General features: G+C 70.1%; 9 protein-coding genes and 2 tRNA genes. 3 read left to right on the top strand and 8 right to left on the bottom strand.

All coding sequences use genetic code 11. The annotated features are described in order from the left end of the window. Nucleotides 1-101: 101 nt before the first annotated feature. The 3 genes from ABZ348_RS10705 to ABZ348_RS10695 form a co-directional block, all read right to left on the bottom strand. The gene (locus ABZ348_RS10705; protein ID WP_358931431.1) at nucleotides 102-371 is read right to left on the bottom strand and encodes a hypothetical protein; all 270 of its coding nucleotides are present in this window, start codon (nucleotides 369-371) and stop codon (nucleotides 102-104) included. Between the two features lie 412 nt (nucleotides 372-783). Beyond that, nucleotides 784-856 (bottom strand) — tRNA-Arg (locus ABZ348_RS10700). 224 nt (nucleotides 857-1,080) lie between these two features. Further along, nucleotides 1,081-1,174: transfer RNA gene (locus ABZ348_RS10695), tRNA-Ser, on the bottom strand. 348 nt (nucleotides 1,175-1,522) lie between these two features. Here ABZ348_RS10695 and ABZ348_RS10690 point away from each other — a divergent pair. Continuing rightward, complete coding sequence (locus ABZ348_RS10690; RefSeq protein ID WP_358931429.1) at nucleotides 1,523-1,987, top strand: SSI family serine proteinase inhibitor; 465 nt, start codon at nucleotides 1,523-1,525, stop codon at nucleotides 1,985-1,987. Between the two features lie 174 nt (nucleotides 1,988-2,161). Beyond that, complete coding sequence (locus ABZ348_RS10685; protein ID WP_358931427.1) at nucleotides 2,162-6,127, top strand: PAS domain-containing protein; 3,966 nt, start codon at nucleotides 2,162-2,164, stop codon at nucleotides 6,125-6,127. Between the two features lie 155 nt (nucleotides 6,128-6,282). Here the strand turns inward: ABZ348_RS10685 and ABZ348_RS10680 are convergent, their stop codons facing one another. Together ABZ348_RS10680 and ABZ348_RS10675 are read right to left on the bottom strand one after the other, a co-directional pair. After that, entirely contained in the window at nucleotides 6,283-7,929 is a 1,647-nt protein-coding gene (locus ABZ348_RS10680) for a long-chain fatty acid--CoA ligase (protein WP_358931425.1), read from the bottom strand. Between the two features lie 182 nt (nucleotides 7,930-8,111). Then, nucleotides 8,112-8,696, bottom strand: a complete 585-nt coding sequence (locus ABZ348_RS10675) for a SigE family RNA polymerase sigma factor (protein WP_329021098.1) — start codon at nucleotides 8,694-8,696, stop codon at nucleotides 8,112-8,114. Between the two features lie 628 nt (nucleotides 8,697-9,324). Here ABZ348_RS10675 and ABZ348_RS10670 point away from each other — a divergent pair. Further along, complete coding sequence (locus ABZ348_RS10670) at nucleotides 9,325-10,410, top strand: bifunctional DNA primase/polymerase (RefSeq protein ID WP_358931423.1); 1,086 nt, start codon at nucleotides 9,325-9,327, stop codon at nucleotides 10,408-10,410. A 67-nt stretch (nucleotides 10,411-10,477) separates the two neighbouring features. Here the strand turns inward: ABZ348_RS10670 and ABZ348_RS10665 are convergent, their stop codons facing one another. The 3 genes from ABZ348_RS10665 to ABZ348_RS10655 form a co-directional block, all read right to left on the bottom strand. Beyond that, nucleotides 10,478-11,530, bottom strand: a complete 1,053-nt coding sequence (locus tag ABZ348_RS10665; RefSeq protein ID WP_358931421.1) for a hypothetical protein — start codon at nucleotides 11,528-11,530, stop codon at nucleotides 10,478-10,480. Continuing rightward, on the bottom strand, nucleotides 11,527-15,033 hold the full coding sequence (locus ABZ348_RS10660) for a DNA polymerase III subunit alpha (RefSeq protein ID WP_358931419.1): 3,507 nt from the start codon (nucleotides 15,031-15,033) through the stop codon (nucleotides 11,527-11,529). The genes ABZ348_RS10665 and ABZ348_RS10660 overlap by 4 nt, the downstream gene beginning before the upstream one ends. 262 nt (nucleotides 15,034-15,295) lie before the next feature. Then, complete coding sequence (locus tag ABZ348_RS10655) at nucleotides 15,296-15,604, bottom strand: DUF6234 family protein (protein WP_358931636.1); 309 nt, start codon at nucleotides 15,602-15,604, stop codon at nucleotides 15,296-15,298. Between the last annotated feature and the right edge of the window lie 83 nt (nucleotides 15,605-15,687).

Genomic DNA, 15,687 nt, shown 5'->3' with positions numbered 1-15,687 from the left:
CTAGAGAACTGGAGTTGCGGCAGGCAGACTCCAACCTTGATGACCTGCGCATCCGGCATTCCTGGCTGAGTCGTACCGTTCGCGGCATGCCCAGACCGAGGCTACTCCGGGAATACGCAGATCCAGACGTGATCAGTGTGGAAGCAGAAGCCGTCGGAACGCATGGTTGGTTCTGTGAAGGAGACCACGACCTTTGTGGACAACTCCACGTGGTCGCTGTCGCCCTCTCCGCTACGAAGCTTGCTGGAAGCCTCGCGGAGAATCGTGGAGAGCAGCGCGCGACCGAAGTAGTCAGGCGTGCTGATCTCATCGAGAACCTGGCTGACTGACTGCTGCTGCTGCTGCTGCTTGGCCTGACTGGTCGTGGTCATATCGGGTCAACCCTCCTGGGGGGGCGCAGAACGCTGGATATCCAGCGTGTAGTGCCCACTCTTGCCGCGCATCCGGGGAGAAGACGACGCACGGCCACACGAGTGAGGGGTCCAGCTTTCCCCAGCTCAAAGTGGAGCATGAGGGCTTGGTGCCGCCTGTGCCGATGACGTTCCTGCTCCTCCGCGCCGGGGACATACGCCCCGAGCTTGGGAATCAACGGCCGCGCGTCATCCGCCGCGCATTGACATGGGGAGGTCTACGCCGAAGCCAGCGAAGAGGAGGTGCGGGAAGCGATCGGCAAGCTGTCCGAAGCCATGGGTGGCACCACCGGCTGACACGGTTGCGGTACTTCGCTGCGGTACGGCAACGAAAGAGCCCCGCTGGAATGATCCAGCGGGGCTCTCACCTGTGTGCACTCGGCAGGATTCGAACCTGCAACCTTCTGATCCGTAGTCAGATGCTCTATCCGTTAAGCTACGAGTGCTTGGCTTTCCGGTTCTTTTCGGCCGGTCGGCGTTGCGGGAACAACATTACATGACCTGCGCCGTCAGGTGAAATCCATTAGGTGAACACCTGCTGACCTGCGGAAATGTGCTGATTGGGCGAGCTAGTGGCAGTCCGCGGGGGAGCAGGACGGGAGGCGGGCGGGTGATCTTCGTCGGCAGCAGAGAAGCCCCGTCCTGATGGACGGGGCTTCTGTGATCCAGCTGGCGGAGGCGGAGGGATTTGAACCCTCGATGGGCTTTAAGACCCAAACCGCATTAGCAGTGCGGCGCCATAGACCGGACTAGGCGACGCCTCCAGCACACTCACATCGCGCGAGTGGTGTGCAGATGATGACACAGACGAGCGCGGTGTCACCAATCGCGGACCACGGTACTAGCCAGGTCGACCACAGGGCAAAGCGCTGGCCCGGCCGGTGGACGCGCACGGTCGGCCGCGGCCGGGTTGCGCAACGCGTGGGCGCGCTGAGCGTTAGAAGCGTTGGGGACGCCGGGGCACCCGCCCCGGCCGGGGACCGTGCGCGGCTGACGCGGACGGTTCCTGCGCGGTGACCCTCGCCGAGGTCGGCGGCACGGGCGTCAGTCCGTCGTCGGATCGGCGGGGATCGTCGCGGGCGCCGCCCCTCGACCGAGATCCAGGAGCGTCCATGCTGCGTCGCATCATCCTCACCGCAACCACGTCGGCCGCCGCGCTCATCGCCGCGGTACCCGTCGCGGGAGCCACCACGCTGCCCTTCCCGCTGCCGCTGCTCTCTTCCCCGCTGATCTCCCCAGAGGCCGATCGGCTCACCGTGGTCGTCTCCGAAACGGGGTACACGCGTGCGGACGGCCGGTACGAGTTGGAGTGCTCACCCTTGGGCGGCGCGGGCGGCACGCACCCCGCGGCCGAGCGCGCCTGCTCCCGACTCGACCAGATCGCCCGGGAGGGGAGCAACCCCTTCGCTCCGGTGCCCCAAGGGCAGATGTGCACCCAGCAGTCGGGGGGTCCTGCCACCGCCCGGGTGACCGGAACCTGGCACGGCCGGCCCGTGGACGCCGTGTTCAGCCGGACCGACGGATGTGAAATCTCCCGGTGGCGAGCCATGGAGCCCGTACTGCCCAGCACCAGGTGACAGTGCTGTGGTCACGGCATGTACACGAAACATCGAGCAGCCCTCCCACCGATCCACCGCCCCTCTCTCATCTGCTGCCTTTAGACTCCCTCCTGTGACAGGCGGAGACCCGGGCAGCACGCCGGGAACCGGCTGTCCCTTACACACGCTGTAGGTCAGGGAGGAACCGTCGTCGTGAGCAGCAGGCCATCCCGAGGCGCTGCTCGCCTCGCGGCAATACTCGACGCACTTCCCGACGGCTTGGTGCTCGTCAACTGCAATGGCACGGTCGTCAACGCCAACACCATCGCCCTGGAGTTGTTCGAGACCCCGGGCACCGCGCTCGTCGGGCGCGGGCTGCTCGATCTGCTGCCCGCGTTCGACTCACGGCTGATTCCCGGCTCGATGCGCCGGCCGGAGGCCGCCGACAAGCGGGGTCGCACCAAGCCGACGCGCATGGTCGCCCGGCGCACCGACGGCGGGGAGTTCCCGGTCGAGGTCACGAGCGCCAGTCTTGAGGACGGGCGCAAGGCGTACGACATGCACAGCGCCAGCTACACCGGTGACGAACTGCTGATGCTCGTCGTGCGCGATCTCTCGGGGACCGTGGACACGGAAGCCGAACTCGCGCGTTCCCAGCGGCAGACCGAGATGATCCTGCGGGCCGCGGCCGAAGGTGTGGTCGGGACGGACACCGACGGCCGGGTCGTGCTCGTCAATCCGGCGGCGGCCCAGATCCTCGGCTTCCGTGCCAGCGACCTCGGCGGCCAGGAGCTCCATCCGCTGATCCTGCACTCGCGTGAGGACGGCAAGCCCTTCCCGTACGCCGAGTCGCCGTTGGCGGACACCTTGAAGTCGGGGCGCAAGCACCGGGTGCGGGGGCAGGTGCTGTGGGCGAAGGACGGCTCGCGGGTGCCGGTGGACCTGACCACCGCTCCGGTGCGCGACGGGGACCAGTTGGTCGGCGCCGTCATGACCTTCACGGACCGACGGCCTTACGAGGAGTTGGAGAAGGCCCACGCGGACGAGTTGGCCGGCACCACCGAGGAGCTGGAGAAGAAGCTCGCGGAGACCACCGAGCGGCTGACCGGGGAGCTCGCGGACACCACCGAGCAGTTCACGACCGAGCTGGCGGACAAGGCGGAGCGGTACACCTCGGAGATCGAGCGGCGGGACGAGCGTTATCTGGAACTGGCGGCCAACCACGAGCAGCTGACGGCGGTGCTCGGCGGTTCGCTGCGGGGCCCGCTGGAGGAGCTCCGCTCCGAGCTTGGCACGCTGGCCGCCGATCCGGCCGGGCAGCTGTGGCCGGAGGCCAACCAGATCCTGCACCACCTGGCCGCCGGATACGCCCGGATGACGACGCTCATCGACAACGTCCTCGGCTTCCAGCGGTTGGACGCGGGCGTGGAGCGCCTCTACAAGGGCCCGGCCCAGTTGGACGGAGTGGTCGCAGCCGGTGTCGAGGGCGCGGTGGAGCTGATCGGCCCCGGCCGGGTGCAGTTCGCGGTGCACGCTCCGCCGATGGAGGTCGAGGTGGACGCCGTTCGGCTGGCGACCGCACTGGCCCATCTGATCGCTGATGTGGCCGGGGTGGACTCCACCGGCAAGGCCCGCCTGCTGCCCGACGGCGGCTATGTGGACACCACGGTGGTCGTCGCGGCGGCGCAGCGCGGAGAGGTCGTACGGATCGAGGTGCGGGGCCCGTTCTCCGGCGGCGACCCGGTGCACCAGCCGATCGTGCGGGGCATCGTCCAGGCGCACAGCGGGGTGCTCCAGACGCATGAGGTGCCGGGCACTGCCGGTAGCGCCTATGTGCTGGAGGTGCCGCTGGGCGAGGGCACGGGGACGGTGCCGGTGCCGCCGGTCGCGGACCCCGTTGCCGCGGTTCCCGACGACGGCACGGCCGGGGGCGAAGTCGCCCTGCCTGAGCAGCAGATGTCGTCGGAGACCTCGGGAGGTGGACGTCGGCGGGCGCGCAGGGGCTCGACCGATGCGTTCCTGGAGAGCCCTCTGGCGGCCCAGGGCGCCGATGAGTCGCCCGCCGAACCGCCCACGGGTCGACGCAGGGCCCATCTGGACCAACCCCAGCTGCCGTCGGCTGGTGCACAGGGCGCGATCCCCGCCCAGGACTCCGGTGGTCCCTCGGGCGACGGTGAGACGAACGGCGGCGACGGGACCGGGCGGCGACGTGGACGGCCCAGCTCCGCCGAGGGTGCCGTCGTGGTGGCCGCGGGAAGCGGTAGGCCGGCCGAGGGTTCCGTGGTCACGGCGGCCGAGGGTGCCGCGTCGACCGGGCGTCCCGCGTTCGGGCAGACGGTGCCGCCGCAGGGCGTGCCCGTCGACGCCCAGGGGCTTCAGCGCAGGCCGCAGGGCGCGATGCACGAGTTGCCCACGGGTGCGCGTCAGTTGCCCGGCGGGGCCGAGGTGACGCCGAGCGGCCGACGTGCTCGGCGGGCGCTCGCACCCGCACCCGCGGAGACGCCGGGGGCCCCGGAAGGCGTGCGTACGGCGTTCGCGCTGCCGCCGGCCGAAGCCGATCGACTGCCTGCGGGGCAGGGACAGCCGGATGTCTCGCCGGCCGGTCAGCACGAACTCGTACGGGCGGATCCGACCGCCGGACACACTCCGCCGCAGCAGCACCCGGTGCCGACGGGGAGGCGTCGTGCCGCCGAGTTGGCGCAGCCCCAGGGCTGGCACGAGCCGGGGGCGATGGGTACGGCCTTCACCGCCGTGCCCGCCGATGCGACCGGGGAGCACGCGGCAGCGGCGGACGAGACCGCGCGCGGGCAGGCCCGGGTGCCCGGGCAGAACACCGGGTCGCCAGCCCTGTCGTCGCCCAACGTCGAACCGTCCGGCAGTGCCGCCGAGGCCATGGGCACGCCGAAGGCCGGGCAGTCTCCGACCGTGCCGGCGCAGACCGGTTCGCAGCCGTCCGGGCCCCAGTCGTCCGGTTCGCAGCCGTCCGGATCGCAGTCGTCCGGTTCACAGCACGTGGCGCCCCACTCCGCGGGACCTCAGTCCATCGCACAGCCCCTGCCCGCGGAGGCCCCGCTGCCCGCGGACGCCTCACAGGGGCGGGCGTTCAGCGTGCGTACGCTCGGGCAGGGCGTGTCCCTCACCCCGCCGCCCGAGTCGGACCAGCAGCCCGGCGAGCCCAAGCCCCACTCCGACAAGCAGGGCGGCCAGGGCCTCGGTTCGGGCCGGCGCCGCAAACTGGGTACGCCCCCGGAGGGTGAGCGGTCGGAGCCGTCCGCACGGCAGCACCCCGCGCCTGCTCAGCCGGGCACCCGGCGCCCTGTCGAGCGGTCAGAGGGACGCGCGTATGCGATAGGGGCACCGGTCGAGGGTGCCGAAGGGCCCGAGCCGCTGGACGGTCCCGGTGGCGCCGTCGAGGTGGCGAACCGCCCGCACCCCCACCCCGTGGACGACGAGTTGCCGCCCGAGCCGCTGGACAACCCGCGACGGCTGCTGGTGTGGCCGGCCCCGGACGTCTCGACCCAGCAGGCGTTGAGCGAGCGGGGCTACCGCCCGGTCGTGGTGCACTCGCGGGAAGAGGTGGATGCGCAGATCGCGGCGTTCCCCGCGGCCCTCTTCGTCGACCCGCTGACCGGTCCCATCACCCGTACCGCCCTCCAGTCCCTGCGGCAGGCGGCCGTCGCCGCCGAGGTGCCGGTGTTGGTGACGGCCGGTCTCGGACAGGCGACCCGGGAGGCCGCCTACGGCGCCGATCCGGCCATCCTGCTCAAGGCGCTGGCACCGAGGGACAGCGAGCAGCACCCTCCGCGGGTGCTGCTGATCGAGGAACACGAGGAGATCGCCCTCGCGCTGACGGGGACCCTGGAACGGCGGGGGATGCAGGTCGCCCGCGCGGGCGCGGACACGGACGCCGTCACGCTCGCGGCCCAGATGCGGCCGAATCTGGTGGTCATGGATCTGATGCAGGTCCGTCGCCGCCGGGCGGGGATCATCGACTGGCTCCGGGCGAACGGCCAACTGAACCGCACTCCTCTGGTCGTCTACACGTCGGCGGGCCTCAACCGGGCCGATCTGCCCCGGCTCTCCTCGGGCGAGACGGTGCTGTTCCTCGCGGAGCGGTCGACGAGCAGTGAGGTGCAGGCGCGCATCGTGGACCTCCTGGCGAAGATCGGTACGAACTGAGGGGTGTGCGGGCTTTAAAGCGTGACAGGGGCTCGCGCCCCCGGACCCAGCGGGCGATCCTTCCAGCCGGGCCGGGCGTGAACGGCCCGGCACACCGGCCCCCGCGGATACTCCCGCGAGGGCCGGCCGGTGCGAACCCGACGAGCGAGGGCCGGCTACGCCTCGGAGACGTCCAGCGCGCCGTCCGCGTACTGACGGCGGAGCACCTTCTTGTCGAACTTGCCCACGCTCGTCTTGGGGACCGCCGCGATCACCGCCCACCGCTCGGGCAGTTGCCACCTGGGCACGGTCTCGGCGAGGAACTCCTTCAACTCCGCGTATCCGACGGTCGCCCCCTCCTTGAGGACGACCGTCGCCAACGGGCGCTCGCCCCACTTCTCGTCCGGTACGGCCACCACGGCCGCCTCGGCCACCTCTGGATGGGCCATCAGGGCGTTCTCCAGTTCCACGCTGGAGATCCACTCGCCGCCGGACTTGATCACGTCCTTGGCCCGGTCGGTCAGGGTCAGATAGCCGCCCGGGGAGATGACCCCCACATCTCCCGTCTTCAGCCAGCCGTCCTCGCTGAACTTGTCCGCGGGCTTGAAATCCTCGCCGCCCGCGCCCCCGTAGTACGCACCCGCGATCCAGGGCCCACGGACCTCCAGCTCACCGGCCGACGTGCCGTCCCAGGGCAGGATGTCGCCGGACGGGCCGACCAGTCGGGGCTCGACGCCGACCGGAAAGCGGCCCTGCGTGATGCGGTAGGACCACTCCTCCTCGGGCGTCAGCCCGGCGGGAGGGTGCGACATCGTGCCGAGCGGTGAGGTCTCGGTCATGCCCCAGGCGTGACAGAGCCGAACGCCCAACCGGTCGTACGCCTCCATCAGCGCGGGCGGACAGGCCGAGCCGCCGATGGTGACCTGCTTCATGGAGCTGATGTCTCGGGGCCTCGCGGTGATCTCGGCCAACAGCCCCTGCCAGATGGTGGGGACGGCCGCGGCGTGCGTGGGCCGTTCCCGCTCGATCATCTCGGCGAGGGGGGCGGGCTGGAGGAAGCGGTCCGGCATCAGCATGTTGACGCCGGTCATGAAGGTGGCGTGCGGGAGGCCCCAGGCGTTGACGTGGAACTGCGGGACCACGATCAGGGTGGTGTCGCGATCGGTGAGGCCCATCGCCTCGGCCATGTTGACCTGCATCGAGTGCAGATAGATGGACCGATGGGAGTAGACGACGCCCTTGGGGTCGCCCGTGGTGCCCGAGGTGTAGCAGAGGGCGGCTCCGGTGCGCTCGTCGAGTTCGGGCCAGTCGAAGCTGGTGGGTCGGTCGGCGATGAGTTCCTCGTACTCGTGGACCTGGGCGTTCGCCCCGGCGAGCGGGGAACGGTCGCCCGGACCCGCGACGACGATGTGCTCGATCGTCGGCAGGTGCGGCAGGAGGGGCGCGAGGAGCGGAAGGAGCGAACCGTTGACGATGACGACACGGTCAGCCGCGTGGTTGATGATCCAGACGAGTTGCTCGGCCGGCAGCCGGAGGTTGAGGGTGTGGAGCACGGCTCCCATCGAGGGGACGGCCAGGTACGCCTCGACGTGCTCGCTGTTGTTCCACATGAGGGTCGCAACCCGCTGATCGGCGTCGACCCCGAGTCGGTCACGGAGCGCATGAGCCAACTGCGTCGCGCGTCCACCCACCTCTGCGAAGGTGCGGCGCTGCGGTTCGGACTCCCCCGTCCACGTCGTGACCTGCGACTTCCCATGGACGATCATCCCATGGCGCAGGATTCGGGTGACGGTCAGCGGTATGTCCTGCATGGTGCTCAGCACGGCGTCCTCCTGGTGGGCGCTGGCGCTACGTGGCAGTAACGGTGTGCAGATTCTGCGCACATACCTGGTGGTATGTCACTACTGCCACGGGGCCTTCACCGTGCTGTTCGAGCAGGGGCGCGCAACCCCGGAGGGAGGCGCACCGAAGGGGTCGAGGTGCCCCTTCAGATGACATCGGCGCCCTAGCGCACCGGCGCCAGCTCCGCGTCTTCGCGCAACTTGCCGAGCGCCCTGGAGACCGCGCTCTTGACCGTGCCGACCGAGACCCCGAGCACCTCGGCGGTCTGCGCTTCGCTGAGGTCCTCGTAGTACCGGAGGACGACCATGGCGCGCTGCCGGTCCGGCAGTTTCATCACGGCCCGCCACATCGCATCGCGCAGGGCCTGCTGCTCCGCGGGGTCGGGTGCGGGCACGGTGTCCGGTTCGGGCAGTTCGTCACAGGCGAACTCGTCCACCTTGCGCTTGCGCCACTGTGAGGTGCGGGTGTTGAGGAGGGCTCGACGGACATAGCCGTCGAGCGCTCGGTGGTCCTCGATCCGCTCCCAGGCGACATAGGTCTTGGTGAGCGCGGTCTGGAGGAGGTCTTCCGCATCACTCGGATTGGCGGTGAGCGAACGTGCCGTGCGCAGCAGTACGGGCCCCCGCGCCCGTACGTACGACGAGAACGACGAGTAGCGGGCATGGGTCGCATACCGGGCGTCGGCTCCATACGACGGAGGCACCGGCACGGCAGCCTTCGAAGCGCTTGTGCAGACTGGCGTGGTCATGGCTCCACGCTAGGAGCGGGCGTCAGCGTAAGGATCGGCCACAGGTCGTGAAGACATGTCCCTCTCAGGTTGTACTGGGATGGTCGGGGTCACCTCCTGTAGGTGGAGGGGACCCTCAGGGGCGATGACCTGGTTCTCGGGGCCGCTGCAAGAGCGTTGCGGCTCCACGGCTGGGCGTGTCGACCGTCCCACCACCCCGGAAGAGAAGGTTCCGCCGCGACCGGGAACACCGTGGGAGGACTCTCGGCAGCCCACCCGGATCGGGTTCCACGAGCGGACGTCCGACCTGCTCCCAGCCGCTGACCTCGCCTTCCGCTACCACGGACACTCCAGCGCACGGAGGCAAACCGCAGCGAACGGACCGCAGCAGCCGCGTGCCCCCGTGCGCCGGGAGGGTCCGGGTACGGTCCGCCCCGGCCGCGAGCGACGACGGCAGCGCCCCGTACCGATCGCCCGTGACCAATGACCGTGACCGTGACCGTGACCGCGACCTGATGAGGGTGAGACGTACAGCCGTCGGTGTACGGGAGCGACCCGTCAGCGCACGGAACGAGCCACACCGCTTCCGTCCCTACCGGGGCGATCTCCCCCTCTTCCCTTAATCGAACGTTCGTACGAAACTAGAGTCATGGCCACCACCGCTCGGCAAACCGCCGCCCTGGCCCTCGCCCATGCCCTCTTCGCCGCCGAGCGCGGGCTTCCCGTCATCCCGCTCTCCCCCAACAAGCTGCCCGCCCTGCGTTCGCCCCACCGGGACGGCCCCGAGCCGACGCACTGCCGCGGGGAATGCGGACGGTCGGGGCATGGAATCCATGACGCCACCGTCGATCCGATCGCGATCCGGGCCCTGTTCGCCGCAGCCCCCTGGGCCACGGGGTACGGCATCGCCTGCGGCAGGGCCCCACACCATCTGATCGGCTTGGACCTCGACGTGAAGCAGTTGAAGCGCCCCCGGGGTACGACTGCCTCCGCAGAGAGTCGTGCACCGGAGTCGAACCGACCGCATCAGCCCACGGATGCCCGGGAAACGACGCACTCCGCCTCGACGAACAGTTCTCCGAACGGCTCCAGAAACTCCACCCGCTCGCTGGCCGCCCTCGCCGCCATGGAAGTGCTGGGCACGATGGAGACCCGGGAATCCACCACCGATTCCCTCTCCGCGCTCCACCACCTGGCGCTGCGCCACCTCTTCACGATCCCGGAGACGATCACGGTCCTCACTCCGAGCGGTGGCCGCCATCTCTGGCTGACCGGCCCTTCCGACATCGCCGTGCCCAACTCGGCCAGCCGAATCGCCCCCGGCATCGACGTCCGTGGGGCGGGCGGCTATCTGGTCGGCCCCGGCTCGGTCACCACCCAGGGCACCTATCGACTCGCCCCCGGTACGGCCGGGCTCTCCCCCGCCCCCTGCCCCACCGCACTCCTCCAGTTGATCGCACCTCCCGTACGCCCCCACCCGGCACCTGCGCCCACAGGGGGAAACCAACCCTCCCGACAACACGGCCGAGGACTGGTCCAGTTCGTACTCGCCGCGCCCGAGGGCCAGCGCAACGCCCGGCTGTTCTGGGCCTCCTGTCGCGCGTACGAGAACGGCATCGGCAGCGCCCTGGCGTCGGCGCTCGTCCACGCAGCCGTACGAACCGGTCTGACCGAACGCGAGGCGCGCGCCACCATCGCGTCCGCCGCCCGGCTCACATCGAGCCCCCGCCACTGAACGATTCCGGAGGCGCGGGATCACCACCCGGGGCCGTGGCTCACACATCGCTGCCAGGGGCCGTGGGTCATACGTCCGCGAGCGTCCCCGGCCGAACCGCCCACGGCCCGAAACGTGCTCGGGCGCGGTCCGCCGACGCCTCGATGCGGCGGGCCCGATCGTCGACGGGGTCGAAGGTGAGCTGCGTCGTCGCGTGCTCCACCGGCCTGAGTCCCTCGGCGCGCAGGGCGATCCCCCGGACCCTGGCCCGTTGCAGACCCAATGTCTCGTAGAGGTCGTACCCGACCCGGACCAGCGCGATGCCGTGCTGGGTGGGCTCGGACAGCGTGCGCGTACGGGTGGTGGCGGAGCCGTCTGCGTACCGCACGACCAGAGTGATCCGGCCCGTGATCTGCCCCTGGGACCGCAGCCGGACGCCCAACTGCTCGGTGAGTGCGAGGACGGCCCTGCGGTGCTGGTCGGGATCGAGCTCATCGCGGACGAAGGCGTGATCGGCGCTGAACGAACGGGCCGGGGCCTGCGGGGTCACGGGGCGTTCGTCCACTCCGTGGGCCCGCTCGTGGAGCCGTCTGCCCTGGGTCCGACCGAGGAGCCGTTGCAGGGTGCCCACGGGCGTGTCGGCAACCGCGCCGATGGTGTGCAGCCCGTGCCGTACGAGGAGACCCGCCAGAGCCGGACCCACACCGTGCAACGCACCGACTGGACGCGGACGGAGAAACGCGGCAATGGCCTCCGGTTCGGGGCGGAGTCGGGTGATCCCACCAGGTGCGGTGGCATCAGCAGCCATGGCGGCCAGCATCCGGTTGCTGGCCAGGCCCAGGGTGGTGTCCACATCATGGAGCGCCCTGATCCGCATCTGGACCATCTGGGCGAGCTCATAGGGCCCGCGGTGGAAGTACCGCAGCGCACCGGAGATGTCGCAGTCGGCGGCGGTGGGGGGAATCGCCTGGACCCGCGGAGTGACCCCGTGGAGCTGTTCGATGAGCCGACCGTAGAGCTCGGAGTCGTCCGAACCGCCGACCGGGTGGAAGCGGTCCCCCACGTGGTAGTGGACGCGCAGAACGTGCCGAGCACCCTGCGGGCCGGCTCCCGGGTGCGGTGCACTGCCCCGGCCGCTCATCCCGCGCTCCCCGGGCTGGTGTAGCCGAGCGAGGTGAGATCGGGCGTCTTGAGATCGCCGGCGGGCTGGAGGTCGGCCCAGGGATGGAGGCTCGCCCCGGTCTCCTGCGCGATCGTGCGCTGGGGACGCCGGTCCCGGTGTGCCCGTGCCACGGGGGCGGCAGCGGGACCGAGCAGCCGGTAGACCGCCTCCGGGCCCTGATCGCGGCGGGCGACCGCAAGGGCCTCCAGGTCCCATGCCATCGTCCCGACGACCGAGCTGCGCCCGCCCCGCTGCTGGACCGTGCCGCGCACCAGCAGCAGCCCGGAGTGGAAGACCGTATGGGCGCAGGCGTCATGGCTGTCCTCGAAGAAGGCCAGGTCGACCATGCCGGAACCGTCGTCGAGGGTGACGAAGATGATCCGCTTGCCGGATGCGATGGGCGGGGTCTGAGTGGCGGCCCGCACACCGGCGACGAGGACGCTCTCACCGGCCCGCAACTCCGAGAGGTGTCGGGCGTCGGTGGCGCCGAGCTCCCGCAACAACTGATGGTGATGGTCCATCAGATGCCTGCTGACATCGATGCCGAGGACCCGCAGTTCGGCGCCCAACTCCTCCCGGCTCGTCATATCCGGCAGACCGGCTCCCCTGCCCTGCGGTTCGTCCGTACGGAGGGGGAGCTGGCCGTCGTCGAGGGGGCGGCCACGGTACTGGCGGTGGAGTTCGGCGATCTGGAGCAGCAGGTCACGGCGGGTCATCCCACCGCGTACCGGATCGAACGCACCGATGTCAGCGAGGCGTTCGGCGGTCGGTCGGCTGGGGCGGGCCCGCTGCCAGAAGTCGGACAGTGAACTGTAGGGACGGGCGGCGGCGATCCGAGTGACCTCGTCACCGCTGATGCCCCGCACCTCGGACAGCGACAGCCGTACGCCCCAGGTGCCGTCGGGGGCCTTCTCGACGGTGTGATCAGCGCCGGACCGGTTGATGTCGACGGGGAGCACGGCGATGCCGTGGCGGCGGGCATCGGCGACGATGACGCGCTTGGGCCACATCCCGGGGTCGTGTTCGAGCAGGCCCGCATAGAGGGCGGCGGGGTAGTGCGCCTTCAACCAGGCCGATTGCAGGGCGGGTACGGCGAAGGCGACCGCGTGGGCGCGGGCGAAGCCGTAGGCACCGAAGCCCTCGATGGTCTTCCATACGGCGGTGAGCACTTCCGGCGAGTAGCCGCGGGCACCCGCCTCCCGGTGGAACCAGTCGCGGACCCGCGGCAGCCGGCCCGGGTCGCCCAGGGCGCGCCGGGCCAGATCACCGAAGGCCCGATCGCAGCCGGTGAACCGGTGGAAGATCTCGATGATCTGCTCGTGCCAGATCAGCACTCCGTAGGTGTCGGAGAGGATCGGTTCAAGATCCGGGTGCGGGCTGGACACGGGGCGGCCGTGGCGGGCGGCGACGTACTGCTCCGGCATCCCGCCGGCCACCGGACCCGGCCGGAAGAGGCTGATATCGGCGATCACGTCCTGCGGGTCGCGGGGTTGCAGCCGGCTGAGGAGGTCCATCTGACCCGGTGACTCCAACTGGAACATGCCGAGGGTGTCCGACGCCTGGATCAGCTTGAAGGCGAAGTGGTCGTCCAGCGGCACCTGGCGGGGATCGTCCAGATCGATCCGGCGGCCCGTGACCCGCTCGATCTCGGCGGTCGCATGGGCCATCGCGGACTGCATCCGCACCCCGAGGATGTCCAGCTTGATCATCCCGAGGTCTTCAACGTCCTCCTTGTCGGCCTGGACCATCGGGTAGCCGCCCGTGGGCGTGGGCTGGACGGGGAGCCGGTCGAGCAGCGTGGAGTCGGTGAGGATCACTCCGCAGGGGTGCATGGCGATCCCGCGGGGCAGCGCGTCCAGACCCTCGGCGAGCTCGAACAACAGTCGGTACGGGGCAGCTTCGGCAGCCAACTGCCGTAGCTCGGGCAGCTCGGCGAGGGCAGCCGTGATGTCCGACGCCCGAATATGAGGAAACGATTTTGCAATGCGGTCGACCTCGGCCGGGGCGATGCCGAGGGCGAGCCCCGTGTCACGCAGCGCATGGCGGGCCCGATAGGTCTCGGGCATCCCGGTGATCGCGACCCGCTCCCGACCGAACCGCTCGATCACCCGGTCGTAGACGTCGAGCCGACGGGCCGACTCCACATCGAGGTCGATATCGGGCAGGTCCTTTCTACGACGCGACATAAAGCGTTCGAACAGCAGCCGATGGTCCAGTGGATTGGCCGTGGCGATATGGAGCACGTGGTTGACCATGCTGCCGGCACCGGAACCCCGAGCGGCGACCCGAACGCCCATCTCCCGCACATCGGCGACCACCTGGGCGACGGTCAGAAAGTATGTATCGAACTCCAGTTCGGAGATGATGGCCAGTTCTTCTTCGAGACGGGCACGGGCCTTCTCATCACCGTCGAGCCCCCGGCGAACCATTCCGGCCTCGCAGCGCTCCCGCAGCACACGGGCGGCATCGACGGCGTCCTTCGCCCCGACGGTCGCGGGCTCGGGAAAGTGCCGCTGCTTCAGACCGAGGTCGGCCGTCACGTCCAAGCGGCACGCCCCGGCGGTGTCCGCGGTGACGGCGAGCAGTCGGGCGCCCCCGCCCTCGTCACCAGCGGCCCGGGCGATCCGCTCGGCAACGGCATCCATGGCATCGGGCCCTTTGAGCCAGCGCTCCCCGGAATCCAACCGGCGCCGGTCGACGGGACGCAGCAGCCGGGCGGCGTCCAGCACATCGGCGAGCCGATGCTGGGCCGGATCGGCATAACGAACGGCATTGGACAGGACGACCGGCACCCCGACCCGACCACCGAACCCCAGCGTCCGGGCGGCGAGCCGCAGCGAACCGGCCCCGGTACCGGAATGGCCGTGCCAGACGGTTTCCAGCCGCAGCGAGGACCCGAAGACCTCACGCCAGGGGACGAGCAGCCGCTCGGCGAGATCCTGGCGCCCGCCGGCCAGCGCCCGCAGGGGCTCGGACACGGGCCCCAGCAGGGCGAACAGTCCCGTACCACCGCCCGCGTACCGGCGGAGCGCTTCCCAGGACACGACGGGGCTGCCCGCGACGGGATGGGCATGGGCCGCGGAGGTGAGCCGACACAGCGCAGCCCACCCGACCCGGTCCCGTGCGAGCAGGGTGACGCGCAGGGGGGGCTGATGGACATGGGCTCCACCGCGTACGGGGGTACGACGGCGCTGGAAACGCTCGGGTCGGGCCGGCGCCAGAGGTCCCAGAGCTTCCGCGGCTTGCACTGCTCCCGCGGCTCCCTCGGCTTCCACCGCGAGATCGACTCCGAAGACGGGCCGCACACCGTGTTCCAGCGCCGCCTTGGCGAACCGAACCGCCCCGGTGACCGCATCCCGATCGGTCAGCGCCAGCGCCGCCATGCCGCGCTCGGCGGCACGGACCACCAGGTCACGGGGGTGCGAGGCGCCATAGCGGGTCGAGTAGCCGGACGCGACATGCAGATGGGTAAAACCCTCCATGCCGCACCTCCAAACCTGACCCCCTTTGTCAGTCTCGTACGAATCACCCCGAAAAGTGTCATCGAACTTCTGTTCGATGAGAGTAGCGTGTGACGTCAAGGGACGCGAACGGGAACCGAGGCATCCCCGCAGCTGAGAGGGCGCTCCACCGCTATGGGCACGGGGCGTCCGCGGCCGGGGAACCGTGCATCCGGGCGCCGCACTCAGGCGCCGCAGTCCACATGGGGAGGGCGGTGGGTTGAGGTTGCCTGGCCGACGCGCGCTATTCGAAGGCGGACAAGCAGGCAAGCCCTGCTCCGGCTCCCAGGACAACCAGTTGAACGACGGCCGGAATCCGCCACCCCCGGACAAGAAGACCACCGCCTGTGACGACTGCGCCACCAGCCAGAAGCCACATTCCCCGCAACGCCTCCCTGGGCGCATCGGGCGGATTGCCGCTGTCATAAGTGTCAGCCCAGCCCGTCATCCCGTAGCGGAACAGCAAATATGCGACGACCATCAGGTCGACGACGAGGAGCGCCACGCTGACCACAAGCTGCTCACCGGTCGACGGCTCACCCCCGGGCCTCATACCCGCCGCCATTCCGACTGCTGGTGACATCCCGTTAATCGCATGCCGCCCAGCATGCTGACGTTGCAGGCCCTGCACATGGG

This window comes from Streptomyces sp. NPDC005963 (assembly GCF_040638655.1).
GTDB lineage: Bacteria > Actinomycetota > Actinomycetes > Streptomycetales > Streptomycetaceae > Streptomyces.
Note: the sequence above shows the minus strand (reverse complement) of the source record. Positions and strands in the feature narration are given on the sequence as shown.